Annotated in this window: 24 protein-coding genes; 12 read left to right on the top strand and 12 right to left on the bottom strand. The window is 66.7% G+C overall.

Features of this window, described 5'->3' with window-relative positions; all coding sequences use genetic code 11:
- The first annotated feature begins 41 nt into the window (after window positions 1-41).
- Window positions 42-836 (top strand): S26 family signal peptidase, encoded by a 795-nt coding sequence (locus LPA46_RS07545; RefSeq protein ID WP_230892011.1) that lies wholly within the window; start codon window positions 42-44, stop codon window positions 834-836.
- A 115-nt stretch (window positions 837-951) separates the two neighbouring features.
- Here LPA46_RS07545 and LPA46_RS07540 read toward each other — a convergent pair whose 3' ends face one another.
- Window positions 952-1,224 (bottom strand): DUF7521 family protein, encoded by a 273-nt coding sequence (locus tag LPA46_RS07540; protein WP_230889456.1) that lies wholly within the window; start codon window positions 1,222-1,224, stop codon window positions 952-954.
- Window positions 1,221-1,595 carry a winged helix-turn-helix domain-containing protein gene (locus LPA46_RS07535; RefSeq protein ID WP_230892010.1) on the bottom strand — a complete coding sequence of 125 codons (375 nt, stop codon included), beginning with the start codon at window positions 1,593-1,595 and terminating at the stop codon, window positions 1,221-1,223. The genes LPA46_RS07540 and LPA46_RS07535 overlap by 4 nt, the downstream gene beginning before the upstream one ends.
- 156 nt (window positions 1,596-1,751) lie before the next feature.
- On the opposite strand from LPA46_RS07535, the gene LPA46_RS07530 reads away from it, so the two are divergent.
- Together LPA46_RS07530 and LPA46_RS07525 are read left to right on the top strand one after the other, a co-directional pair.
- Complete coding sequence (locus LPA46_RS07530; RefSeq protein WP_230892009.1) at window positions 1,752-2,270, top strand: DoxX family protein; 519 nt, start codon at window positions 1,752-1,754, stop codon at window positions 2,268-2,270.
- 13 nt (window positions 2,271-2,283) lie between these two features.
- Window positions 2,284-2,592: a hypothetical protein gene (locus tag LPA46_RS07525; RefSeq protein WP_230892008.1), complete on the top strand. Its 309-nt coding sequence runs from the start codon at window positions 2,284-2,286 to the stop codon at window positions 2,590-2,592.
- 185 nt (window positions 2,593-2,777) lie between these two features.
- On the opposite strand, the gene LPA46_RS07520 is transcribed toward LPA46_RS07525, so the two are convergent.
- Entirely contained in the window at window positions 2,778-4,274 is a 1,497-nt protein-coding gene (locus tag LPA46_RS07520) for a Cdc6/Cdc18 family protein (protein WP_230892007.1), read from the bottom strand.
- Between the two features lie 1,037 nt (window positions 4,275-5,311).
- Here LPA46_RS07520 and LPA46_RS07515 point away from each other — a divergent pair.
- The 5 genes from LPA46_RS07515 to LPA46_RS07495 all read left to right on the top strand — a co-directional run bounded on the left by LPA46_RS07515 (window position 5,312) and on the right by LPA46_RS07495 (window position 9,800).
- Window positions 5,312-5,956: an Era-like GTP-binding protein gene (locus tag LPA46_RS07515; protein ID WP_230889461.1), complete on the top strand. Its 645-nt coding sequence runs from the start codon at window positions 5,312-5,314 to the stop codon at window positions 5,954-5,956.
- 6 nt (window positions 5,957-5,962) lie between these two features.
- Window positions 5,963-6,355 carry a DUF2073 domain-containing protein gene (locus LPA46_RS07510; RefSeq protein WP_230889462.1) on the top strand — a complete coding sequence of 131 codons (393 nt, stop codon included), beginning with the start codon at window positions 5,963-5,965 and terminating at the stop codon, window positions 6,353-6,355.
- A complete protein-coding gene (locus LPA46_RS07505) occupies window positions 6,355-7,194 on the top strand; it encodes an OapC/ArvC family zinc-ribbon domain-containing protein (protein WP_230892006.1) in 840 nt (279 codons plus the stop codon). Before LPA46_RS07510 ends, LPA46_RS07505 begins: the two co-directional genes overlap by 1 nt.
- A gap of 181 nt (window positions 7,195-7,375) precedes the next feature.
- On the top strand, window positions 7,376-8,845 hold the full coding sequence (locus tag LPA46_RS07500) for an MATE family efflux transporter (RefSeq protein WP_230892005.1): 1,470 nt from the start codon (window positions 7,376-7,378) through the stop codon (window positions 8,843-8,845).
- Window positions 8,846-8,993: 148 nt separating this feature from the next.
- Window positions 8,994-9,800 (top strand): DUF7089 family protein, encoded by an 807-nt coding sequence (locus LPA46_RS07495; RefSeq protein WP_230889465.1) that lies wholly within the window; start codon window positions 8,994-8,996, stop codon window positions 9,798-9,800.
- 18 nt (window positions 9,801-9,818) lie between these two features.
- Here the strand turns inward: LPA46_RS07495 and LPA46_RS07490 are convergent, their stop codons facing one another.
- Both LPA46_RS07490 and LPA46_RS07485 read right to left on the bottom strand, forming a co-directional pair.
- Entirely contained in the window at window positions 9,819-10,397 is a 579-nt protein-coding gene (locus LPA46_RS07490; protein WP_230889466.1) for a DUF7090 family protein, read from the bottom strand.
- A gap of 71 nt (window positions 10,398-10,468) precedes the next feature.
- Window positions 10,469-10,906 carry a DUF2391 family protein gene (locus LPA46_RS07485; protein ID WP_230889467.1) on the bottom strand — a complete coding sequence of 146 codons (438 nt, stop codon included), beginning with the start codon at window positions 10,904-10,906 and terminating at the stop codon, window positions 10,469-10,471.
- 96 nt (window positions 10,907-11,002) lie between these two features.
- On the opposite strand from LPA46_RS07485, the gene LPA46_RS07480 reads away from it, so the two are divergent.
- Window positions 11,003-11,680 carry a class I SAM-dependent methyltransferase gene (locus tag LPA46_RS07480; protein WP_230892004.1) on the top strand — a complete coding sequence of 226 codons (678 nt, stop codon included), beginning with the start codon at window positions 11,003-11,005 and terminating at the stop codon, window positions 11,678-11,680.
- 24 nt (window positions 11,681-11,704) lie between these two features.
- Here the strand turns inward: LPA46_RS07480 and LPA46_RS07475 are convergent, their stop codons facing one another.
- The 4 genes from LPA46_RS07475 to LPA46_RS07460 are packed head-to-tail and all read right to left on the bottom strand — an operon-like array spanning window position 11,705 to window position 19,583.
- A complete protein-coding gene (locus tag LPA46_RS07475; protein ID WP_230892003.1) occupies window positions 11,705-12,724 on the bottom strand; it encodes an ABC transporter ATP-binding protein in 1,020 nt (339 codons plus the stop codon).
- Window positions 12,721-14,604, bottom strand: coding sequence for an ABC transporter permease (locus tag LPA46_RS07470; RefSeq protein WP_230892002.1), 1,884 nt, complete (start codon window positions 14,602-14,604; stop codon window positions 12,721-12,723). The genes LPA46_RS07475 and LPA46_RS07470 overlap by 4 nt, the downstream gene beginning before the upstream one ends.
- Window positions 14,565-15,686, bottom strand: a complete 1,122-nt coding sequence (locus LPA46_RS07465; protein WP_230892001.1) for a thiamine ABC transporter substrate-binding protein — start codon at window positions 15,684-15,686, stop codon at window positions 14,565-14,567. Before LPA46_RS07465 ends, LPA46_RS07470 begins: the two co-directional genes overlap by 40 nt.
- Window positions 15,687-15,743: 57 nt before the next feature.
- Window positions 15,744-19,583, bottom strand: a complete 3,840-nt coding sequence (locus LPA46_RS07460) for a beta strand repeat-containing protein (RefSeq protein ID WP_230892000.1) — start codon at window positions 19,581-19,583, stop codon at window positions 15,744-15,746.
- Between the two features lie 173 nt (window positions 19,584-19,756).
- Between LPA46_RS07460 and LPA46_RS07455 the strand changes: the two genes are divergently transcribed.
- A complete protein-coding gene (locus LPA46_RS07455; protein ID WP_230891999.1) occupies window positions 19,757-20,773 on the top strand; it encodes an AI-2E family transporter in 1,017 nt (338 codons plus the stop codon).
- Here LPA46_RS07455 and LPA46_RS07450 read toward each other — a convergent pair whose 3' ends face one another.
- Entirely contained in the window at window positions 20,774-21,544 is a 771-nt protein-coding gene (locus LPA46_RS07450) for a sulfurtransferase (protein ID WP_230891998.1), read from the bottom strand.
- A gap of 209 nt (window positions 21,545-21,753) precedes the next feature.
- Here LPA46_RS07450 and LPA46_RS07445 point away from each other — a divergent pair, with 209 nt between their 5' ends.
- Both LPA46_RS07445 and LPA46_RS07440 read left to right on the top strand, forming a co-directional pair.
- On the top strand, window positions 21,754-22,608 hold the full coding sequence (locus tag LPA46_RS07445; protein WP_230889720.1) for a sulfurtransferase: 855 nt from the start codon (window positions 21,754-21,756) through the stop codon (window positions 22,606-22,608).
- Window positions 22,609-22,826: 218 nt separating this feature from the next.
- A complete protein-coding gene (locus LPA46_RS07440) occupies window positions 22,827-23,456 on the top strand; it encodes a rubrerythrin family protein (RefSeq protein WP_230891997.1) in 630 nt (209 codons plus the stop codon).
- A gap of 158 nt (window positions 23,457-23,614) precedes the next feature.
- On the opposite strand, the gene LPA46_RS07435 is transcribed toward LPA46_RS07440, so the two are convergent.
- Together LPA46_RS07435 and LPA46_RS07430 are read right to left on the bottom strand one after the other, a co-directional pair.
- The gene (locus LPA46_RS07435; protein ID WP_230891996.1) at window positions 23,615-24,118 is read right to left on the bottom strand and encodes an NUDIX domain-containing protein; all 504 of its coding nucleotides are present in this window, start codon (window positions 24,116-24,118) and stop codon (window positions 23,615-23,617) included.
- A 44-nt stretch (window positions 24,119-24,162) separates the two neighbouring features.
- Complete coding sequence (locus tag LPA46_RS07430) at window positions 24,163-25,146, bottom strand: tyrosine--tRNA ligase (RefSeq protein ID WP_230891995.1); 984 nt, start codon at window positions 25,144-25,146, stop codon at window positions 24,163-24,165.
- Window positions 25,147-25,152 lie beyond the last annotated feature (6 nt).

Raw genomic sequence — 25,152 nt, 5'->3', positions numbered from 1 at the left:
GAGGGGAAAGTTGAAACGCGGGAGCGGCGAAAGGCGAATAGATGACCAACGGCGACGACGTGCCCGACCCCCGCGGCGGTCCGCGGGCCGCGCTCGTCTGGTTCCTCCGTACCGACCACGGTGCCGTGATGTTCGTTCGCGAGGCCGCCAGCAGCGCGCTCACGGTCGCCATGGTCGGCCTGCTGTTGTTCGCGGTCAGCGGCGTCTGGCCGCCGCTGGTCGCCGTCGAGAGCGGGAGCATGCAGCCGAACATGGAGAAAGGTGACCTCGTGTTCGTGATGGAAGAACAGCGGTTCGCCCCCGAGTACGCCACCGGCGACACCGGCGTCGTCACCCATCAGGACGCCGTCGGCCACGACTACCAGCAGTTCGGCGGGCTGGGCGACGTCATCGTCTACAAGCCGTACGGGAACGCCCGCGAGACGCCGGTGATACACCGCGCGCACTTCTGGGTGGACGACGGCGAGAACTGGTACTCGAAGGCCAACCCCGACTACGTCGACGCCAACAGTTGCGACGAACTCCGGAACTGCCCCGCGCCCCACGCTGGCTTCGTCACGAAGGGCGACAACTCGGTCACGAACGACTACTACGACCAGGCGCGCGGCATCTCCAGTCCCGTCAAGCCCGCGTGGGTGAAGGGAACTGCCGAGTACCGCCTCCCGTACCTCGGCTGGGTGCGCCTGACGTTCGCCGGTACCGTCACGCCGGGCCCGACGACGCTCGCGACCGACGCTGGGCCGGCAGGTGTCGAGGGAACTGGAGGGCTAGCTCCCGAGCTAGTCGATTCGTCGCCGGGGAACTCGTCGAGCGTCGCGCTCGCGCCTGTTACGTGAGTTTCTGCGGTACGCGAGTAGAAATCGTCGAACCCGTCGGACGACTCGTGTTCCCGATTAGTTGTGATATTCTTCGCTCGCGCGTCGCGTATCGCGGGCGACGGTCGGCCCGCAGTCAGTCGACGTACAGCGAGTAGACGATGACCGCGAAGCCGACGGCCGTGAGCGCGCTCTCGGTCAACACCGCGAGCGTTCGCTCGACGGCCAGCACCTGGTCGGCGATGCCCGCGAGCAGCGACCCGAGGGTCACGCACCCGAAGCCGATGGCGAGCGACCGCAGCGCCGGCGACCCGGTGCGGTTCCACGCCTTCAGCGCGAAGTACGTGACCGCGCCGCCGAGCACGAGCGTGATTGTCTTCAACGCGACGACTGGCAAGTAGTGTGTCATGTCTCTTTGCTCACCTCCGCCCAGAGCGTTTCGAGGCGCTCGTCCGTGGACTGCGACGGCCGCGTGACGCCGACGTCGAGCGTCCGGTCCTCGTCGAGCTGGATGACGACTTCCTCGAAGACGAGGTCGTACTCCGTCGTGTGGTGGCCGTCCAGCTGGAGCACCGCCCGCTCCTCCAGGAGCGCGGCGTCCGTGAGGAGTTCGAGCTTCCGGTAGGTCGTCGACAGCGGGATGTCACACGCCTCCGAGAGCTCCTTGGCCGCCATCGGCTCGTCGAGCGCCTCGATGATGCGTCTGCATCCCTCGTCGTCCAGGGCGTCGAGGACGGCCTGGAGTTCGGGCGTCTCGTCCGTCCCGAGCGGAGCACGCATCACACGACTCTCGGGGGTACGGAGAGTTAACTGGTCGTCCGATTTTCAGAGTCCGGGAACGTCGTTCTCAGTATCTGGGAACGCGTCTTACCGCGTTGGAATCGCGGCTCGGGTTATAGGGGTCCAGCGGCTACCTCCACACGTGAGGTGATGGGAATGTCATACGACGCGGCAACCCCCTTGAGGAACGAGGTCGACTTCGAACTCTCGGGGCCGTGGGCGGCGTACTGGGTCGCGATGCTTCGCGTGCTCACCGGCTGGTGGTTCTTCCACTCCGGGGTCGGGAAGCTCCTCGACAGCGGGCTGAATTTCGGTGCCGCCGGCTACCTGCAGGGCATGAGCGGCACCACTCTGGGGCCGCTCGCGACGTTCCTCGCGGGGTTCCCGGACCTCCTCGGCGCGCTCGTGCCGCTCGGGGAGACGGCCATCGGGCTCGGGCTCATGCTCGGCGTATTAGTCAGGCTCGCGTCGTTCTTCGGCGTGCTGTTCATGAGCCTGTTCTTCGTCGGGAACGCCAGCTTCGGGCACGGGCTCGTCAACAGCGACCTGATGGGAATGCTGTTGTTCGTGACGATAATCGTGTTCGCGGCCGGCCGCTACTACGGCCTCGACGCACTCGTCGAGCGCACCGAATTCGTCCGGAACCGCCCGCGGCTGAAGTACCTACTCGGTTAGGAGGTGACCACAAATGCAATCCAACGACGTCGACCTCGCGGACAGGCTCGCGATAGCGCTGAGCGGCGGGTTGCTGTTGCTCGGCGTGGTCGTCGCCGGCCTGATAGAAACGCTCGACGGCGCGCCCCGCGGCGCGGCACCCGTGACCAACGACGCCGGCGAAGTGATAGCACAGCCGACCATCGACCCGAACATCAGGACGGCGCTGGTCGTCGCGGCGCTGCTCGTGTTGCTCGTGTACGCGCTCTACCGGGTCGCCGTCCCGCACGTCGGCACCACGAAATCCGGCGAGCCGGCCACTGAGTCGTACCCGAGCGACTGAGTGCCGACAGCGGGAGACGGACTTTCGACTTCCCTTTCGCGGGAAGCGGGACTGAGACGTCGCTTCTGGTTCTCGGTTCGGGAGTGTTTCGAGTGGACAGTCGTGGCTACGCTGTCGTGGTGTGTGGACGGGAAACGAAGGGGGTCGGCGTGGGTGTCGGTGGCGCGCGGAGCGCCGGACGGCGTTCAGTTGTCGAAGCGCGCCTGCACGAACGGCGTGACGTTCTCGATGTCGCTGAGTCGGGAGTCGGCTTCGAGGACGGCCTCGGTCTCCTCGACGGGGACCGACAGCGAGATTTCCTTCGTGCGGCCGTAGCGGCCCTTCGAGACGACGACCGCGTTCACGATGCCGAGCATGTCCAGTTCGCTGATGAGGTCCGTGACGCGGCGCTGCGTGAGCACGTCCGCGTCGAGCTCGTCGCAGAGCGTCTTGTAGATGTTGTACACCTCGCCCGTGTTCACGTTGTGGACGCCGTTGTCCTCCAGCAGGAGGATGGCGTACAGGACGAGTTTGGATTGAGTGGGGAGCGTGCGCACGACCTCGACCACGCGGTCGAGTTCGATCTTGTCCTGCGCGCGCCGCACGTTCTCCTCGGTGACCGAGTCGGACTGGTCGCGCTCCGCGAGTTCGCCGGCGGTCCGGAGGAGGTCGAGCGCGCGCCGCGCGTCGCCGTGCTCCTGGGCGGCGAACGCCGCGCACAGCGGGATGACGTCCTCGGAGAGTGCGTTGTCTTTGAACGCGACGTCCGAGCGGTGCTGGAGGATGTCCCGGAGCTGGTTGGCGTCGTACGGCGGGAAGACGATTTCCTCCTCGCCCAGCGAAGATTTGACGCGCGGGTCGAGGAAGTCGGTGAATTTCAGGTCGTTGCTGATGCCGATGATGGAGACCCGGGAGTTCTCCAATTCGGAGTTCATCCGCGAGAGGTTGTAGAGCGTGTCGTCGCCGGACTTCTCGACGAGTTTGTCGATTTCGTCGAGCATGATGACCGCGACGCGCTCGACGTAGTCGACGGCCTCGAAGAAGCGCGCGTACACGCGGTCGGTCGGCCACCCCGTCATCGGGACGTCGTCCATCTCGGACTTCTCTTCGAGGAGCGCCTCGATGCGCTCGTCGACGGCCGCGACGGAGTCGAAGTCGAGGTGGTCGTCGTTGTCGTCGTCGGATTCGAGCACGCTCGGGTCGTCCTCGGCGGCCTCCCGGAGGTCCTCGAGTTCCTCGACGCGCTCGTCGATGAACGTGCGGTTCTGCTCGATGAACGTGTTCGCGAGCTGTGCGAGCACGCGGTACTGGGTGTCTGTGACCTCGCAGTTGATGTACTCGACCTCGCAGGGGACGTCGTACTTCTGGGAGGTCCGCTCCAGTTCCTGGCTGACGAACTTCGCGCTGGCGGTCTTCCCCGTCCCGGTCTTCCCGTAGATGAGGATGTTCGACGGCGTCTCGCCGCGCAGCGCCGCGACGAGAATCGTCGCCATGTTGTTGATTTGGTCTTTCCGGTGGGGGAGTTCGTGCGGCGTGTACGACGGCCGCAGCACCTCCTTGTTCTCGAAGATGGGTTCGCCGCTGAGCAAGTCGTCGAACAGCCCTTCGTCGCCGTCCTCGTCGTCCTCGAGGACGTCGTCGAGGTCCACCTCGAAGTCCCGGTCGGCAGTACGTCGGCCGTCCGTCGTCGGTTCGTCTGACATGATTTGCGGTGCCCCTTCGTTTCGTGTGGAGAGCGCCGCGCGGAGAGAGGAAGCCACAGACCGGCGCGAACGGGGCGTTCGAGGCGGTTCAGTGACCGGGCGCTCCAGTTGATGCAGATGAACTAATGGAAACGTGAGGGACTAATAAGTTTCGATGAGGTCAGACGAGCGACGAAACGTTGGATTCTGATTTCGGTTCGGTGCTCAAATCGTTCGTCTGCTGGAACACGACGAGAGAGTTCGAGAGGGACGGAAGCGCCGAGAGAGATGAACGTTCAGAGTGTCGGTCGACGTCGAGATTGACTGAGAGGTCGAGATGTGACGGGGGCAGTCGGCGGATAGCGAATTCGAGGTGGTCCGAGGGGGAGTGTTTCGAGTGCGCGCGTGAGACAGATTCTGGCTCTCGCGAGGTTCGTTCTCTCTGGAACGAACCGGCGGCTGGGGTTCTCGACGAGTGACTTCGGGAGTTCCATCGGAAACAGGGGGGTTGGAGTGGGGGACAGGGGTCCGCCCCCCACCCCTTCGTTTCGGGTGGAACGGCGAAACAGACCGGGGGAGGGGGTCACAGAACAGGATTGGCTCTAGAGGAGGGAAAAGACTAAGTCATATACTCAGAAACAGTAACCGCAATACAGCCCGAACCGAATTTTGTTAGCGTGGTCTGGTCTAGGACTAGTGGCTTTCCCGCCTGAATCTCCCGTTCTGCCGCTCCCGGTCTCCGGCTTCTCCCGTTTCCACTCGAAACGAAGGGGTGGGGGCCTCACGTCGGTCCACGCTACCACTCCACATTCTGCTGACTCCTGTCTCACTCACGTCTCTCCTTCCCGTCCTCTTGCTCTCTGCCTCTCGGAATCCAGCCACTCTGTCCTCTCGACCCTCGCTCCTCGTCCAACTCACCGACTTCCGCTCCACCGCTCGCCCACCCGTCCAAACCCGCTGTCTGACGTAAGTTTAAGTCCTCTCGCTGGCTCTCCCCTATCAACCGTCCGCATCCTGCGTCAAGCATACAAGGCGCGGGGTGCGTATGGAGTTCAAGGATGGGACTGTTCGCAGAACTCAGAGACAGCATCTCACGGGTGTCGGCGAGCCTGTTTGCCGACGACTCGGAACCGAAACGAATCGGGATTTACGGCCCGCCGAACGCCGGCAAGACCACGCTCGCGAACCGCATCGCTCGCGACTGGACCGGCGACGCGGTCGGCCCGGAGAGCCACATCCCGCACGAGACGCGCCGCGCGCGTCGCAAGGAGAACGTCGAAATCAAACGCGACGGGAAGACCGTCAACATCGACATCGTCGACACGCCCGGCGTGACGACGAAAGTCGACTACTCGGAGTTCCTCGAGCACGACATGGAGAAAGACGAGGCCGTGCGTCGCTCCCGCGAAGCCACCGAGGGCGTCGCGGAGGCGATGCACTGGCTGCGCGAGGACGTCGACGGCGTCATCTACGTGCTGGACTCCACCGAGGACCCGTTCACGCAGGTGAACACGATGCTCATCGGCATCATCGAGAGCCGGGACCTGCCGGTGCTCATCCTCGCGAACAAGACCGACCTCGAGGGCTCGAACATCCAGCGCGTGTCGAACGCGTTCCCCCAGCACGAGACGATTCCGCTCTCCGCGCTGGAGGGCGAGAACATGGACGAGGTCTACGAGAAGATAGCGGAGTACTTCGGGTGACCCACGATGCCTGAAACCACGAGCGAAGACGGACCCGGTGACGGCGTCCAGATCGACCTCATCAGCGCCGAGCGGATGTCCGGCAAGACGTCCATGGAGAAGATCCGGATGATTCTGGACGGCGTCCGCGACGGCAAAATCGTCGTCCTGGAGGCCGGCCTCACGCCCGACGAGGAGTCGAAACTCATCGAAGTGACGATGAGCGAGATCAACCCGGACGGCTTCTCCGGCATCGAAATCGAGAGCTTCCCGCAGTCCGAGACCAACGACACGGGCTTGCTCGGCCGCTTGATGGGCAAGCAGTCGACGTCGAAGCTCACGGTCGTCGGACCGGCGAACCAGATTCAGTCACTCCACAAGGACGAGACGCTCATCAGCGCGCTCGTTTCCCGCAAGTAATGCCTCACCAGTGTACGAACTGCGGGCACGTCTTCGCGGACGGCTCCAAGGAAATGCTGTCGGGGTGCCCGGACTGCGGCGGCAACAAATTCCAGTACCACCCCGGTGACGTCGCCGAGTCCGAGCCCGCGGACCCGCCAGCAGACGCGGACGCCGACTCGCCCGAGCCGCCCGAACGCGAGGGCGGGTCCGTCGCGGGCGCGGTCGGCCGCGCCGCGAACAAGGTCCGGGACGCCGTGACCAGCGACCCCGACCCCGCAGCGCGTACGACTGGCGACGACGCAGACACGACCGACACCGCCAGCACTGCAGGCGCTGCCAACACCAGTGCTGCGGACTCCCCGAGCGCTACGGACACATCCGGTACTGCCGACGCATCCAGCAGTCCCGACGTCGAAGCCGACCCCAGCGCACCCGAAACGGAGGCGTCGGAGGCAGTCGACGAGTCGGACCCGAGCAGTCCCGACGCACCCGAAACAGGGGGCGCCCCGTCCGGGGACGAACCCGCAGAGGGCATCGACGCCAGCACGGAGACCGGCGACGAGGACGCCGCGCAGGCGGACGCCCGGAGTTCCGTCGTCGACAAGGACTCGCTCCCGGACGCGCCGTCGGACGGCCGCGTCGTCAAGGAACCCGACGACCCAGAGGACCGGCCCGACCTGGACGACCTCCGGCAGGAACTCAACGACCAGTTCGAGTCCATCCGCATCGTCGCGCCCGGCCAGTACGAGCTCAACCTCATGGAGCTGTACGACCGCCAGGAGTACATCATCGCGCTCCAGGAGGATGGCCAGTACGTCATCGAGGTGCCGGACGCCTGGGAGACCGACGACGAGTAGCGCGAACAGTCCCGTTACAACCCCATCCCTCGTTTTCCGACCCACGGGCGTGACCGCACGTAAATCAGTAGCAGTACGCGACACCTCTGCGGCAGCACGCCGACCGCAGTCGATACGCGAACCCGCGGTAGGTTGCCGGCTGCCGAAGTTGTTTTCCGCGCCGACACGACGCCTCCAGTAGATGACCGTTCGTCGCCGCGTGGAGGCCCTCGTCGCCGCGTTCCCCGCGCTGCTGGCGTGGCTCGGGCTCGTCGACCGGAAGAAGGGCGAGGAGGCGTTCGACCTCGCGCTCCCCGCGATGGTGACCGGCGGCCTGCGCACCGTGCTGCGGACGACTGACTTCCTGATGGTGAGCATCGCCGCGGGGGACGTCGCGGTCGCTGCCCTCGAGTTCGGCTTCCAGTACTACTTCATCCCGTTCGGGCTCGCGCTCGCGCTGACCAGCGGCACCATCAGTGTCGTCTCCCGGCTGAAGGGCGCGGAGGAGGACGCGGAGGCCGACTTCGCCATCAAGCAGTCGCTGTGGCTCTCGCTGCTGCTCTCGGTCCCGCTCACCGCGGGCGCGTGGCTGTACGCCGATCCGCTCGTCGGTTTGCTCGCGAGCGACGCGGAGACGGCGGCGCTGGGCGCGGACTACCTCCGCGTGGTGATGCTGTCGGTGGTGTTCCGGTTCTGGAGCATGACCGCGGCGCGGGCGCTGGCGGGCGCTGGCGACACCCGGACGCCGATGTACGTGCGCCTCGTGACGCTGCCGACGAACGTCGCGCTGAACGCGCTGCTCATCTTCGGGCTGTTCGGCTTCCCCGAACTCAGCGTCGTCGGCGCGGCGTGGGGGACCGCCATCGCGAACACGCTGGCGGGCGTCGTCTTCTTCGCGGTCCTGCTGTCGGGACGCTGGAGTGTCACGCTCCGACTCCGCGGCAAGCAGTGGGACTGGAGCGTCGCCCGCGAAATCGTCCGCGTCGCGCTTCCGCTGGCGGGCACGCGGCTCTCGCGGACGTTCGGTCGGTTCCCGTTCCTGTTCGTGCTCGGCGTGCTCGGGACGCCCGTCGTCGCGTCGTACGCCATCGGCCGCCGCGTGATGCTGTTGGCGCTGATGCCCGCGTGGGGGTACGCGACGGCCTCCAGCACGCTCGTCGGTCAGCGCCTCGGCGCGGGCGACCCCGACGAGGCCGCCGACTACGGCTGGCAGACGCTGCGCATCGCGCTCGTCACGCAGCTGCTCATCGGCGCGGGCATCTTCCTCGCGGCGGCGCCCATCGCGCAGGTGTTCGGCGCGTCGAACGTCGGCCTCACCGTGACGTTCATCCGCGTCTTCGGGCTGAGCGTCGCCGGCTTCTCGGTCTCGCGGACGCTCCGCGGCGGCCTCCGCGGCGCCGGCGACACTCGCTGGCCGTTCTACGGCGGCATCTTGGGCACGTACCTCGTCCGTCTCCCGCTGGCGTTCGTCGCACTCCCCGCGACGTTCGTCGTCGGTCCGTTCTCGCTCGGCCCGCTCTCGATTCCCGCCGTCTCGCCGGGCCTGGGCCTCGGCCTGTCGGCCATCTTGGCGGCCATCCTCGGGGACATGTACGTGCGCGCGGCCGTCAACTTCGTCCGCTTCAAGTCCGGCGCGTGGCGCGCGTACGGCGCGAAGACGCCCGCCGAGTAACAGCCACGTCCGCCCGCGACGGCGAACGACCGCAATTTAAGTCGCCGCGGGCGAACCATCGTATATGAGCACGGCAACGAAGTACGTCGTCGGCACAGTCGCTCTCGCAGCCGTTCTGTCGCTGATAATCGTCGTCAACGTCGCGTAGATGTTCTCCCAGCGCGACCTCGCGGGCGACCTCGCGGCGGTCCGGGAGGCGTACGCGCCGGAGGCCATCGTCCTCGACTGCGACAGGGACTTCCAGACGTTGCCCCCGGAGCACCGCGACGACCTCGCGCTGCTCGTGGACTCGCTGTCGCCCAGCGAGTACGACGCCGACTGGCTCCCCGAGGACGCCCCACAGATTCTCTACCGCCTGGCGTCCAGCGACTTCGTCGTCGGCACCCCCGGCGACGGCGCGGTCGCGTGGACGACCCAGACCGAGCCGCCGGTCGTCTTCGTGAAGGCGCGCATCGAGGGGACCCCCGAGGCGTTCGCGGACTTCCTCGTCGCGGAAGCGCTCGTCGAAGCGGGCCTCGACCTCCCCGAGCAGTTCCTCGGCTTCTTCGAGGACGAGTACCGCGCGTTCGACGACGCCGTCGACGCCGACCCGGCCTCGGTCTACCAACTCGCGTCGGCGTGCTGTGACGCCTACCGCGGGCTCCACACGCGCGAGGAGTTCGAATCGTGGGACGAGGACTACCCCGACCTCCACGAAGCGTGGGTGGACGCCGGCGAGCGCGTCACCGGCCGCATCGACGACCTTCCGCGAGAAATCGCGCGCGGCGAGACGTCGTTCTCGGACGCCGCGGAACTGGCGTGCAGCGCCGTCAAACACGACGTCGACCTGCCCGCGCCGTTCGCCGCACTGGACACGCTCGCGTACCGCCGCCACGGCGCGAGCTACGCGGTGAAGTGGGCACAGAAAGTGTTCGACGCGGCAGAAACGGAAGCGGACGCGAACGACGCGGAGTAGCGCTGTTCGCTGCTGCAGTCAGTACTCGGTGGCGACGTTCCCTTCTTCGTCGAGTTCGACGACCACGTCGCTCTCCCCGCGGAACGCGTCGAGGACGTCGTCGTCGTGGACCTCCCGAGAGACGTGGACGAGCGCGACGGCGTCGTGTTCGTCGAGGAGGTGACCGAGTCGGCCGAGCGCGTCGAGCGCGCGGTCCTCGTCGGCGTAGTACGCGAGCTCGGTCAGCGAGTCGAAGCTGATGCGGCGCTTGCCGGGGTTGTCGGTGAGGAACTGCTCGACGGCCGCGAGGATGCCGTCGACGTCGTCGGGCGCGGAGACGTAGTGGATGTGGCTGGCGCCCCGTCGGGAGTAGCCGCGGTCGACGGAGAGCGTGTCCAGAATCTCGGCGCTGTCCTCGTCGACGTCGTAGTACTCCAGTTTCTGCGTGACCTCGCGGGCGGTCGTGCGCGTGGAGACGACGAGGAAGTGGTCGGTGTCGGTCTTCAGGAAGTCGGTGTCCATGCGGTCGGTCTCGCCGGTGCTCGGGTGGAGCAGCAGTACGACGGTGCCGCCCGGGACGGAGTCGGGCGCTCCGTCGATGGCGAGGTCGTAGTCCATACCGCAGGAAAGCGCCTACGCGGTCTTAACCTTCGGGGTCGGGGAGGGGAGCGCCGCGTACGCGACCGCCCTCAGAACACGCTGTCGGCAGTCGCAGCGCCGACGACGCTGAAGATGGCGCCCACGCAGACGGACTTCGCGGTGAGCGCAGCGACTTCTGGGAGCGTGGTCCCGAGTTCCAGTTGGCCCGCGAACGTCGTGGGCGCCGTGACTGCTATCGCGAGCACGAGCACCGACCCGTAGGAGACCCCCATCAGGGAGACGAACCGAATCGGGACGCCGGCGACTTCGGCCTCGCGGTCGGGGTCGCGGTCGTCGTCGGCCTCGTAGAGCGCGCCGTAGCCGATGCCGAAGACGATGACGACGGTCGCGAGCACGTTGACCAACCCCATGCGGCTGGCGAGCAGCCACACCTCCTCGGTGACGACGAACGGTCCCGCGAGCAGGAACCCGCCGACGACCTGCTGGGCGGTGTCCGCGACCCGGTAGTGTCTGCTTCGGCCGACCATACCTGGCAGTCGTGGACGGCCGGGAAAACGTCTGCGGGTGCGGGCGGCCGACCAGTTTCCTGCGGGTTTTTGCCCGCGGCGGCCGTTCCGTCTTCCATGAGCGTTCGCGAGGAGTTCGACGAGTGGGCGGAGTCGGGCCGCGACAAGGGGATGGAGGAGCGCCACTGGCACACCGCCAAGCACGTGCTCGCGCGGATGCCCGTCGAGGCCGACGACTACGTCCTCGACCTCGGCACTGGGAGCGGGTACGCGCTACGCGCGCTTCGCGAGCGCGGCATCGCCCGCGGCTACGGGCTCGACGGCGCGCCCGAGATGGCGCGCAACGCCCAGTCGTACACCGAAGACCCGCAAATCGGCTACGTCGTCGGGGACTTCGGGAGCCTGCCGTTCGCCGACGACAGCGTCGACCACGTGTTCAGTATGGAGGCGTTCTACTACGCCAGCGACCCCCACGAGACCCTCGAGGAGGTGCGGCGCGTCCTGAAGCCCGGCGGGACGTTCTACTGCGCGGTGAACTACTACGAGGAGAACGTCCACAGCCACGACTGGCAGCAGAACATCACCGTGGAGATGACCCGCTGGAACAAGGCCCAGTACCGCGAGGCGTTCCGGGACGCGGGCCTCCACGTCGCCGAGCAGGACAACGTCCCGGACCGCGACGTCGAGATTCCCCCCGCCGACGAGTTCCCCTACGAGGGCTTCGAGACGCGCGAGGACATGGTCGAGCGCTACCGCACGTACGGGACGCTGCTGACCGTCGGCGTCGCACCCTAACGCAGCGAAAACAACCCCCGACGCTCACAGCAGCGTCGCGTCCTCGGGCCGGAATCCGAGCGTCGCCTCTCCCGTCGGCGGCTCGTCGCGAGTCTTCACGAGCACTTCCCGACCGTCCCAATCACAGTGCGCACGGTAGGCGTCGCCGAGGAACTCGACGCTCTCCACGCGCACCGAAAACTGGTTCTGTTCGCAGTCGAAGCGCAGGGATTCGGGCCGCACACAGACCGTATTGCGGCCGTCGATGCGCTCGTCGACGTCGAACTCAGTCTCGCCGACACGAACCGAACACCCCTTCGTTTCGACTGGAACCTGGCCGTCGAAGACGTTGTTGTCGCCGACGAACTCCGCGACGAACCGCGACGCCGGCTCCCGGTAGACTTCCTCGGGTTCGCCGACCTGCTCGACGCGACCCGCGTTCAGCACGGCGACGCGGTCCGAAATCGCGAGCGCCTCGCTCTGGTCGTGCGTGACGTACACCGTCGTGATGTCCAACTCGGACTGAATCTCTTTGACCTGCACGCGTAGGCGCTCCCGGAGTCGGGCGTCCAGCGCGCTCATCGGCTCGTCCAGCAGGAGCACGTCGGGCTCGGGGGCGAGCGCGCGAGCCAGCGCCACGCGCTGCTGCTGGCCCCCGGACAGCTCCTCGGGGTCGCGGTCGCCGAACCCCGCCAAGTCGACGAGGTCCAGCAGGTCCTCGACGCGCTCGTCCGTGGTCTGTCCCTCCGGTGGGTCGCGGAACCGCAGCCCGTACGCGACGTTCTCCGCGACGGTCATGTGCGGGAACAGCGCGTAACTCTGGAAGACGATGCCGACGTCGCGGTCCTCTGGTGGCACTCCGGAGACGGAGTCGCCGCCGAAGTGTACGTCGCCAGCGTCGGGCTGCTCGAACCCCGCAATCAGGCGCAGCGTCGTCGTCTTCCCGCAGCCGGAGGGCCCGACGAGCGTGAAGAACTCGCCGTCCTCGACTTCCAGAGAGACGTCGTCGACGGCGGTCGTCGCGCCGAACGCGCGGGTCACGCCGTCGAGTTGGAGGTTCGTCATGGCCGGTACCTCCCGCCGACGCGGTCGATGACAACGAAGCTGGCGGCAGTGATAACCAGCAGGACGGTGCCCATCGCGGCCGCGGGGCCGACGCTCGGGCCGGCGGCGCGGTCCACGAGGAAGCGCTTCAGCGCCACCGGCATCGTGTACGCGTTCTCCCCGGCGAGGAGGACAGTAGCGTCGAACTCGCCGATGCTGAGCGCGAACGCGAACGCCGCGCCCGCGAGCACGCCCGGCCACACGAGCGGCAGTTCGACGTCGTAGAGCGCCCGCGCGCGGCTCGCCCCGAGCGCCCGCGCGGACTCCACAAGTCGGTCGTCGACGGCCGCCAGCATCGGCGCGACGTTCCGCACGACGAACGGGTAGCCGGCGATGGCGTGCGCGGCGACGACGACCGCGGCGCCCACGACGCTGACGCGGTAGCCGAACAGCTCCACGCCGAACACCAGCGACTGCAACATCCCGAAGCCGACGACGATACCCGACACGGCGATGGGGGCCATCAGCACCGCGTCGGCGACCTTCCGGCCGCGGCCGCCGCGCGCGGAGAACGCCGCGATGACGACGCCCATCGGGAGCGCGAGCGCGAGCGCGCCGACGCCGAACAAAAGCGAGTTCCGCACCGCGACGGAGGGTTGCGTGCGGCTCCCGGCCTGCCGTTCGACGAGGAAGCGCCACCACTCCAAGGTTGGATTCTCGAGGCCGCCGACGCTCGCCAGCACCATCGACACCAGCGGCGCGAGGAAGACGAGCACGACGACGACGCCGTAGACGCCGATGCCGGCGCGCACGAGCGCGCTCCGGAGGTCGTCGAGGGAGAACAGTCGGTCGCGGGGGAGCGGCTTACCGGCACCGCCGCCCGCGCGCCGCGCCTCGTAGCGCAGGTAGACGTACGTCAAGCCGAGCGAGACGACGGTCTCGAGCGTGGCGAGCGCGGCCGCAGTCTCGTAGTCGAGCTGCTGGACGCGCGCGTACAGCCACACCTCGACGGTCGCCAACTGGAGGCCGCCCAGCCCCAGCACGATGGGGAACGTCATGAACGTGAACACGAACGTCAGCACCGCGCTCGCCGCAAGCGCCGGCAGCAACTGGGGCGCGACGACGTCCTTGAACGCCCGCAGCGGGCTCGCCCCCAGCGAACGCGCGGTCTCGACGGCACTGGCGTCGACGTTCTCCCACGCCGACGTCACCATCCGGGTGACGAGCGGCGCGTTGTAGAACGCGTGCGCCAACACCACGATTTTCAGGGTGTACAGCAGTTCGACTTTCCCCAGACCGAGCGCCGTCAGCACGCCGTTGAGGGTGCCGTTCGTCCCGAACGTCGCGACGAACCCCGCGACCACCATGATGGAGGGGAGCACGAACGGCAGAATGGTCAGCGCCTTCAGCGTGCGCCGGCCCGGGAACTCGAAGCGCGCGAGCACGTACGCGCCCGGTAGCCCGAGCGCGACGCTCGCCAGCGTCGACAGGAACGCCTGCCACGCCGTGAATCCGAACAACCCCTTCCGAACCGCCGGGAACGAGAACCAGACGTCTGGGAAAAATCCGGTCCACGCGGCGTGCACGCGCACGCTCGACAGCCACGCGAGCACGTCGCCGGGCACCTGCGTGGGGTGCGCGAACAGGCCGTGCGCGGCGCCCACGTAGAACTCGCTCTCGAGCACGTCCCGAATCGGTTCGGCGGCGTCCCCGAACGCCTCCACGAACACCGTCCACACCGGGTAGTAGAAGACGACGGCGAGCACGAGCAGCGTCCCGGCGCCGACCACTGGGAGGACCAGCCGGTCCGCGTCGTCGGCGAGGCGGCCCGCCACGCCGGACAGCCAGTCGGTCACTCGCGTCAGTTGCTCGCGACCAGTTGGGCCCAGGACTCGGTCCATTCGTCGAGGTTCCCTGCGAGCTCCTCGTAGGTAAACGTGACCGGCTCGGGCGGCTCCTTGGCGTACTCGGCGTACCCCTCGGGCAGCGACGCGGTGGTCGTCGCGGGAATCTGGACGTTGTTCACGGCGACGTTCGCCTGCGCCTCGTCGGTGAGCACGAAGTCAACGAAGTCGGCAGCGGTCTCGGGCTGGTCGGTACCGGCGAACCGTCCCACGGTCTCGGGGTTGGCGTAGCCCTGGTCGTTCAGGAAGCTCACCTGGTGGTGCGGGAGTTCCTCCTCGCTGTTGTAGTACACCTGGTCGGTGGAGTAGGAGACGACCATCGGGCGCTCGCCCTCGAGGAACGCGTTGTAGGCGGGCTGCCAGTCGTCGAGCACGCGCACGTCGTTGGCGAGCAGTTCCTCCCAGTAGTCGAGGTAGCCATCCGCGCCCTTCTCGTGAATCGTCCAGAGGAGGAACGCCAGTCCGGGGTCGCTGGACTGGGCGTTCTGCGCGAGCAGCGTCCCCTCGTACTCGGGTTCGAGGAGCGCGTCGAACGTCTCCGGATTGTCGATTTCGGTGCTGTCGTAGACGGGCGTGATGTAGCCCGTGTCGTAGGCGACGACGCGGTTCTCGGGGTCGACCTCCAGACTCTCCTTGACGTCGTCGTCGTTGTCGAGGTCCGCGCGCAGGTCGTCGAAGAGGTCGCTGTCGGGCAGCGACTCGTCGACGCGCACGAGGTCGGGCGTGTTCAGGCCGACGAAGAGGTCGGCGTCGATGCCCGCGCCCTGCTGTTTGCGCTGGATGAACTCGTTGATGCCGTTGCTCGGCGCGGTGTACTCGATTTCGGTGTCGTGGTCGGCCTCCCACTGGTCTTTCAGCCAGCGGCCGGCGGTCCCCTCGTCGCCGAAGAAGGAGCCGTAGGTCGCGATTTTCAGCGGCTCGGTCGACTCGCTGGTCGTACCAGTCGTCGTCCCCTCGGCGGTCGTGGTGGTCTCTGCAGTAGTGCTCGTCTGCTCCCCCTCCTCGACCTGCAAGCAGCCGGCGGTCAGCAGGCCCGCCACGCCGACGCCAGCCGTCTTGAGGTAGTCACGCCGTCTCATTACCGGGTTGTTTCGCGCTGTGGTAGAAAAGGTCGTCGCTTCGGGTAGTGCGGGCGCTCACCCCCGGAGTGCGAGCCCTGCCGCCGCAGCGAGCGCGAGCAGCGCCGCCACAGCGCCGAACCCTGGTGCTTCACCGGGCGTCTGCCCATCACCCGGATTTCCGGGGTCGTCCCGCGTTTCGCTGCCCGCGAGCGTCTGGTCGGTCGTCTCGCTCGTCGCAGTCGTCTCCTCGGTCGCAGTCTGCGTGTTCTCGGCGACCGTCTGCGTACTCGTCGGCGTCTGTGTACTCTCGTTGGTCGTGAGCGCAGTCGTCGTCTCCGTCGTTGAGTCGCCACTCCCACCCGACCCTCCAGACCCGCCACTCCCGCCGCCAGTCGAACCACCGTCCGTCGAATCGCTCGTCGTCGAAGTGTCCGCAACAGTGCTGTCCGACACGACGTCCACCTTCATCGACGCGCTCGCGGTGTCGTTCGAGCCGTCACTCGCGGTCAGCACCACCTCGTACGTGGCCGCCGAATCGAAGGCGTACGTGACGGTCTTCCCGCTCTTCACGGTGCTCGACGCGAACTCCCACTCGTAGTCGACGTCACCGACCGCGGCGTTCACGGCCGCCGGCGAGTACTCGACCTCCTCGCCCACGTCCACGGTCCGGCTGTCGTTCAGGGAGACGTCGAGCGTGTCGGTGTCGACGGTGAGTGCGCTGGTCTCCGCCGAGTCAGTGGAGTTGCTTCCCGTGGCAGTCACCGTTACCGACTGCTTGCCGTCGGTCGCGTTCGAGTCCACGGTGACAGTTCGGTTGTACGTGTTGCCGCTGGCGAGTGTGAGTTCGACGCTTTCGTTCGCGCCGAACGCCGAGAGGTTCGCCGTCACCGAGGTGGCGTCGCCGCTCACGGTCGCTACCACCTCTACGGTGTCGCCGGGGGCGACGATGCCGTTCTCGTTCGTCTCGTCGGAGACGTTCACCGACTCGACTATCGGCGCGTCGACTACGTCGACCACCATCGACGCGTTCGCGGTGTCGCGGGAGTCGTCGCTGGCATTCAGTTCGACCGTGTACGTGCCTGTCGACTCGTACGCGTGGCTGACAGTCCTGCCGGTCGCGTTGTCGCCGTTCCCGAACGTCCAGTTGTACGCGACGTCGCCGGTCGTGTTGCTGACCTGCGGCGAGTACTCGTACGTCTTCCCCAGTTGCACCGTTCGACTATCACTCAGCGTCACTGTCAGTTCCTCGGTATCCACGGTGAGCGTTCCCGTCTCGCTGGAGTTCGTAGTTCCCCACTCCCCCGTCGCCGTCACGGTCACCGAGTGGTTGCCATCGGTCGCGCTGTCGTTGACCGCGATGGTTTGGTCGTAGATACTCCCGCTGGCGAGTGTGAGGTCGACGCTTTCGTTCGCGCCGAACGCCGAGAGGTTCGCCGTCACCGTGTCGACGGCACCCGTCACGTTCGCGCGCACGTAGACCGTGTCGTTGGGGACGACGACGCCGTTCCCGTCCGTCTCGTCGGAGATACTCGCTGCCTCCACGACCGGGCTGTCGTCCTCGACGGTGACTGTCATCGAGGCGTTCGCGGTGTCGCGGGACCCGTCACTCGCGGTCAGATTGACCGTGTACGTGCCCGTCGAGTCGAACGTGTAGTTGACGTACTTCCCGGATTCGTTGGTCCCCGCGAACGTCCAGTTGTACGTGACGTTACCCACTTCGTTGTCCACGGACTGGGGTGAGTACTCGTACTCCACGCCGACCTGGACCGTGCGACTGTCGTTGAGGGATACAGCGAGTTCGTCGGTGTCGACCTTGAGCGTGTTCGTGTCCGCCGAGGCGTTGTCCCCCACCTCGCCGGTCGCCGTCACGTTCGCCGACCAATTTCCGTCGGTCGCGTTTTCGCCAATCTGAACAGTCGTATTGTACACGCCGCCGCTCTCGGTGAGATTGACTGTCCCCGCGTCGAACGCCGATAGATTGGCGACCACCGTATCGACGTCGCCGCTCACGTTCGCGCCCACCTCGATAGTGTCGCCGGGGACGACGATGCCGTTTCCGTCCATCTCGTCGGTGAGATTCACGGATTCGATGGCGGGCGGCTCCTTCACCGTCACGTTCATCGACGCGTTCGCGGTGTCGTCCGTCCCGTCTGTGACGGTCAGGTTCACCACGTACTCGCCCGTGGCGTCGTACGTGTGATTGACCGTCTTGCCGGACGTGTTAGTGCCGTCGCCGAACGTCCACTCGTACGTGACGTCGCCGCTGGCGTTCTCCACCGACTGCGGCGAGAATTCGACCTGCTCGTCGACGGCGACTGTTCGATTGTCGCGGAGTTCGACCGACAGCTCGCCCGTGTCGACGCTGAGGGTTCCGGTCACGTTATTGACTGTGTTCCCCTGCCCGTCGCTGACGGTCACGTTCGCTGCCTGGTCGCCGTCGGTCGCGTTCTCGCCGACGACGCCAGTCCAGTTGTACGTGTCACCGCTCTCGTGCGAGAGGCTGACGTTGCTGCCCGCGTCGAACGCCGAGAGGTTCGCCGTCACCGTGCCGACATCGCCGGTCGCGTTCGCTGTCACCTCGATAGTGTCGCCGGGCGCGACGCTCCCGTCGTCGTTCGTCGCGTCGGTGAGGTTCACCGAATTCAGAACGGGCACGACCTGGTCGATGCTCACGGTGTCGGAGCCTGCCGAGGAGACGTTGTCGCCGGCTGACGCCGCGCGTTCGACCGTAGCCGTGTACTCGCCGTCCGTGCTGCCGTCGTAGGTCGCGGTGTACGAGTACGGGTTCGTCCCCGTCTGCTCGAAGTCGCCGAGCGTGAGCGTCTCGTTCTCGGGCCCGCTGAGCGTAACGTTGAGTTCCGAGAGGTCGTGGTTCGTCGTGACGTTCACCGTCACGTTCTGGTCGCCGGTCGCGTTCGCCTCGAACCCCTGTACGGAGAGCGGGCCGGGGCGGCTAACGACGCCCGCAATACCCACACTCTTGTCCGCATTAATGTCGTCCCCGTTCGAGTCCTTGATTCGTTTCGGCTGCCCGTCCTCGGTCGTGTACGCCACGTCCTCGTTGTACAGGTGGACAACTTCGAGTGTCTCGTTGCTCGTCCAGTTGACGCCCGCAACGGGATAGGTATTGATGTTGTTCCCCGTACTCTCGAAGGTGTTTTCGGTCCCATCACTGTCCACAATGTCGATGTTGGAACTGCCGTCTATCGCGGGGACCCAGTACGTGTCGTTCCCGTAGAAGTCAGCGGGCGCGCCCGCGAGATGAGCCGAGCTGAGGTCCTCGTAACCCGTCCGTGTGACGCCGCCGGATTGGTTGTAGTACTTGATGGAACTACTGTACGTGTACACGATTTCCTGTTCTCCCGACCCGTCGAAGTTGGCCACCCCGAGGACGGCCCCCACCGACGCGTCCGTCACCTGTGTCGGATCTCCGGAGACGTTCGAGTAATGGATATTCCCTCCGTCGCTGTTCACATACAGGACTTCTGATACCCCGTCTCCCGTCCAGTCGCCAACACCAACTTTTGTGCTTGACGTCTGTGCGTTGGTCCCGAGCTGCTGCGTCTCGTTGTTCACGTCAACGGCTTTGACTGCTTGATTACTCGTGACGTACGTCGCTTCGAGTAGCCCGTCGCTGTCGAGATCGGCCATCGACCCGATGACGCTCGGACCGCTCACGTTCGTCCCGACTCGCGTTCCGTCTGCACGTACGAATGTGAGATTCCCGGTACTGCCGTCGACATAAACGAACTTGATTGGATTCTCTTCGGACGCGTCCGTTGTCGTCTCCGCCGTGCTATCCGCCGCTACCGTACCGACACCCGCTACCACCGCGCTCGCCCCCAACAGGACGACCACCGCGAGCACGAACGCTCGCTGCCGCCCCCGCGTGCCGCTGGCCCCACTGTCAGACATATTCGATAAACGGCGATTGACGCGGAAAGGGATTATTGCCAAACTTCTGGTAACGCGGCCGCTAACGGCCAATAAGACTAAAAGACGAGTTGGTAGAGTGGCCGGAAACGGCAGCGCCTCGCGGTCGGTCCCCGCGCCGAACGCTTTTGACAGTTCCTGCGGTAGTTCCCGTCGTGCCCCCGTCACGAACCACCACGCTGGCCGTCGTACTCGCCGTACTCCTCGTCGCCGCCGCGTTGCTCCTCGGGGCCGTGTTCGGGACGGTGTTCTTCGCCGTCACCGTCGCGTACCTCCTCGTGCCGATTCACCGTCGCGTCCAGCGACTCGGCCTGCCGCCGTGGTGGTCGAGCGCGACGACGGCCGCGCTCGCGTCGCTGGCCGTCTTCGTGCCGGTCGCGACCGGTATCTACGTGCTCACCGAGCGCGCCGACCGACTCCTCGACGCGCTCGAAGGGCTTCCGGAGAGCCTGACGCTGGCGTTCTACGAGTACACGTACACAATCGAGGTCGGAATCGTCACGGACGCCGCGCTCTCGTATCTCACGGCGTTCGCCGTCGAAGTCGCGGTCGCGCTCCCGGAACTCGCGTTGAAGCTCACGTTGTTCGGAATGCTCGTCTTCGGGCTGTTGCTCGCCCACGAGGACGCCGAGCGCGCGCTCCTCGCGACGATTCCCGCGACGTACCACGATATCGCGCGCTCGCTGTCGGACCGCGCGGGCGCGACGCTGTACGCGATTTACGTCCTGCAGGCCGTGACAGCGCTTGCGACAGCGGTCATCGCGCTCCCGGTGTTCTTCGCGCTCGGCGTTCCCTACCCCGTCACGCTCGCCGCGCTCGCGGGACTCCTCCAATTCATCCCCATCGTCGGGCCGTCGCTGGTCGTCGGCGCGGTCGCGCTCTACTGGGCGAGCATCGGCGACGTGACCGGAGCCATCCTCGTGATAGTCGTCGCGGGCGTGCTGGTGGCGTGGCTCCCCGACGTCGTCGTTCGTCCGCGACTCTCCCGGCGGACTGCAGACCTCCCGGGGAGCCTCTACTTCGTCGGATTCACCGGCGGCCTACTCACGGTCGGCCCCATCGGCATCATCGCCGGGCCACTCATCGTCGCGCTCGTCGTCGAGGCCGCGAGCCTACTGGCAGACGAACACCGGGGGACGCAGGTGTCGCTGCTGCCCGAAGAGTGGCCGTGACTACTCGACGGGGTGGCCGCGCTCGGTCCAATCCGTGAGGCTCCCCTCGTAGAACGCGACGTCCGGGAAGCCCAGCCAGCGCAGCACGACGAACGTGTGGCTGATGCGGCGCGCGGTGTTGCAGTACAGGACCACTCGCTCGTCGGGCGTGACGCCACGCTCGGCGAGCAACGCCTCGATTTCCTCGCGGGGCTTCAGGCCGCGCGTCTCGTCGTCGACGACTTCCTTCCAGTCGAGGTTCACCGCGCCCGGGATGTGCCCCGCGGCGTACTCGTCGGGTTCGCGGGTGTCCACGACAACCGCGTCGGGGTCGTCCGTCGCCGCGAGCACGTCGTCGGCGTCGACGAACACGCTCTCGTGGGGCTCGCCGGGTTCGTAGTCGGTCGGCGTTACGTCGGGCGCTTCGCTGCTGGTCTCGTGGTCGCGCAGCCACGCGCTGTAGTCCCCGTCGAGGAGCCGGAGGTCGTCGTGGCCGTAGTACAGCGCGGTGACGAGGAAGCGCGCCGCGAACACGCCGTGCGTGTCGTCGTACGCGACGATGGTGTCCCCGCGCTCGATGCCCGCGTCGCCGAGCAACTCGGCCCAGTGGTCGCGCTCGGGCATCATTCCTTCCGGCCCGCCCTCGGCTCTGAATTCGTCGAACGGAACGCTGACCGCCCCCGGAATGTGGCCGATGCCGTCGTACTCCCACGCGTCGCGGACGTCCACGACGACGACATCGTCGAGGTGTTCGGCGAGCCAGTCCGCGGACGCGACCCAATCCTCGCTCATGCTCGAGGCGAGGGGTTCGCGCGCCTTAGCCTCCCGGCTGTCGCCGTCACTCCGAGATAGCGGATTTTGTTGCCTATAAATTGGCTAACATCCGGCGAGCCCGTCGGGAACCGCCACCTATCGCGGCGAACCTCGCCGGTAAACTCGATGCCCGGGGGAACCTGCCGGCGTAGCCGATAGTTATGGGGGTGGGTGTTGTACGGGCGTGTATGGCAGAATACGCCAAAGACGTACTCGTCACCGCGGACTGGGTCGAGGACCACCTCGACCAGTTCCAGAGTGACGACCCCGAGTATCGACTCGTCGAAGTAGACGTCGACACCGAAGCGTACGACGACGAACACGCCCCCGGTGCCATCGGCTTCAACTGGGAGACCCAGCTCCAGGACCAGACCCAGCGCGACATCCTCGACAAGGAGGACTTCGCGGACCTCCTCGGTAGCCACGGCATCAGCGAGGACTCCACGGTCGTCCTCTACGGCGACAACTCCAACTGGTTCGCCGCCTACACCTACTGGCAATTCAAGTACTACGGCCACGAGGACGTCAAGCTCCTCGACGGCGGCCGCGACTACTGGGTGGAGAACGACTACCCGACCACCGACGAGGAGCCGGACTTCTCCGCAGTCGACTACGAGGCCCGCGGCCCCTTCGACGGCATCCGCGCGTACCGCGACGACGTCGAGACCGCCATCGACCGCGGCATCCCGCTCGTCGACGTTCGCTCCCCCGAGGAGTTCAGCGGCGAGGTCCTCGCACCGCCGGGACTCAACGAGACCGCCCAGCGTGGCGGCCACGTCCCCGGCGCGGAGAACATCTCGTGGGCCGCGACGGTCAACGACGACGGCACGTTCAAGTCCGAGGACGAGCTCGCGGAGCTCTACGAGTCCGAGGGCATCACGAACGACCAGGAAGTCGTCGCCTACTGCCGCATCGGCGAGCGCTCCTCCATCGCGTGGTTCGCGCTCTCCGAGCTGCTCGGCTACGACGACGTCACCAACTACGACGGCTCGTGGACCGAGTGGGGCAACCTCGTCGACGCCCCCATCGAGACCGGCGAGTAACTCGACGCACACACCCGTTTTTTCGCGCGCTACGGCCCGATAGCGCCGGCTGTCCGCTCTGCGGCCACAAGCCATTTTATCCGACCGGGCGACGAGACGCTCGGGCGAGGTTCTCGCCCCATGTTCCCCCTCGTTGGACTGTCGGCTCCCCCACCAGTCCACCTCTCCCGTTCGCCGCGACGACAGCATACAAGCCCCAGTAGCCACTACGCCACGCCATGACACCGAGCGAATTCCTCGACGCGGTCCGCGACGACAACGAGACCGCGCTCTCGCGACTCGGCTCCTCGAAGTCACTGTACGCCGCCACCGGCGGCGAGATGGACGCCGACCCGGTCCTCGAAGCCGCCGCCGACGCCGAACACGTCGCCGCGCAGACGTTCCACGCGTGGGCCGCCGACGAAACCGACGACGAGGCCACCGTCGTCTTCGAGACTACCGCCACCGAGGAGGACGAGCACGCCGACGCCGTCCTCGCGAAACTCGACGACTACCAGCCCGACGACGACGCCACTGGCATGCAGGCGTACCTCCGCGGCCTCGACGACACGGTCGAACGCGCCGGCGCGCTCCTCGGCCGCATCCTCGCCACCGAGAAGTCCAAGGAACAACTCACGGGCTTCTTCGTCGGCCAAGCCGACCCCCAGACCGCGAGCGTCTTCCGCGACCTCAAAGGCGACCTCGACGACCAGCGCGAACGCGCGCTCGAACTCCTCGACGACGTCTGCGAGGACGACGAGGACTGGCAGACCGCCAAAGACGCCGCCGACGCCGCCATCCAAGCCGCCTACGACGAGTACACCGAACAACTCGAATCCATGGGCGTCAACCCGAAGCCGGTCTGTTAACGCACTTTTTGCTGTGGGAGGGCGCCTGCGGCGCCCTCCCGGGCAAAAACTTGCGGAAAAAGCACTCCTCGCTCCCTACGGTCGCTCGTCGGCCTCGCGGCTTCGTCGCGAGTGAACCGCGAGCGCCGACGGCGCTCGCGGATACTCGTTTTCCTCGGTTAGTCCACGAATAGCTCTATGTCCGTTGCGACGGGTCCAGGAGCGTCCTCGGGAACGTCCGCGAACCACTGGATTTCGGTGCCGTCCACGCGACTCTGTGGGTCCTCCGGAATTCGAGCGGTCGGCGTCGCGCGGACGACCACGTTGTAGACCGTCGTGCTGTCGCCAGTGTCGGGGACGCGGTACTCGTGGGCGCGGAGGCGTTCGACGGCGTCGATAGTGACCGATACACCGGTCAGCCTCTCGAACTCGCGGCGCGCGACCGCCAGCCAGTCGTCGCCCGCTTCGACGGGAAACGCGGGGAGCGTCCAGCCGTGGTGCCCGTCGTTCTGGAGGAGGACGCCGGCCTCGCTCGCGACACCGACGACGACGTGGCTGTCCAATTCGGTCGCGTCCGCGAACTCGGCGGCATCGACCACTTGGATCTCTTCGCGAACGGCGACGGCTTCGCGGTCGCGGAGCGTCGCGAGGTCCGTCAGGGAATCGGGGGCATCGGCGGTCACGGCGGCCCTACGGAGACCTGCGGCTTAGAAGTAGGGGTGTGGGGTTACTCGCCGCGAATCTCGCGGAGGCGCTCGCGGCCGGGCGCGATGAGTTCGTCGAGGTAGTCCGCGAGCGCGCCCTTCGCGTCCGCGGGGTGGAGTTCGCCGGATTCGAGGTCCGCGGCGAGGGCCTCGTAGTCGTCGTACTCGAGGTTGCCGCCGTACTCGTCGGGGCGTTCGACGACGACTTCCTCGAAGCGCGGGAAGACGTGGTACTGGAACAGTTCGAGCACGGGGTTGACGAGGTCGCCTTCGGGGTCGCGGGTCCGCGGGCAGAACGCCGAGTTAACCTTCTCCTGGAGGTCCTCGGTGGAGTCTTCCATGGAGATGGTGATGCCCTCGCTGGAGGACATCTTCCCCTCGCCGGTCTCGAGGTCGCCGAGAATCGGCGTGTGGACGGCGGGGCGCTTCTCGTATCCGAGGCTCGGGAGTTCCTCGCGGGCGAGCATGTGGACCTTCCGCTGGTCCATGCCGCCGACCGCGACGTCGACGTCGAGGTACTCGATGTCGAGTGCCTGCATCAGCGGGTAGACGACGTGGCTGACCTTCGCGGTCTCGCCGCCCTGAATCTCGGCCATCGCGCGCTGCGCGCGGTTCAGCGACGTCGCCAGCTCCAGTTCGTGGAGGTCCAGTTCGTAGTCGTCGTCGAGCTGGTAGTCGCTGCCGAGCACGAAGTCCGTGGACTCCTCGTCGAGGCCGTACGCGAGGAACTGCTCTTTCATCTGGTCGGCGGTGTCCCGAATCTCCTCGAAGGAGCCCTTCCCGTTGAGGTACGCGTGGATGTCCGCCAGGAGCACGACGACGTCCAGTCCGGCGTCCTGCAGGTCGATGAGTTTGTTCGCGGTGAGCAGGTGGCCGAGGTGGAGCACGCCCGAGGGCTCGTAGCCGACGTACGCTCGCTTCCCGTCGGGGTCCTCGGCGAGCGCTTCGACTTCCTCCTCGGTCACGACTTCCGCCGCGTTCCGCGTGAGGAGTTCGTAGGTGTCCATACGACT

The organism is Halobacterium sp. KA-6 (assembly GCF_021029015.1).
Classification (GTDB): domain Archaea; phylum Halobacteriota; class Halobacteria; order Halobacteriales; family Halobacteriaceae; genus Halobacterium.
The sequence above is the reverse complement of the archived record's forward strand: the minus strand, read 5'-3'. Positions and strand labels throughout refer to the sequence as shown.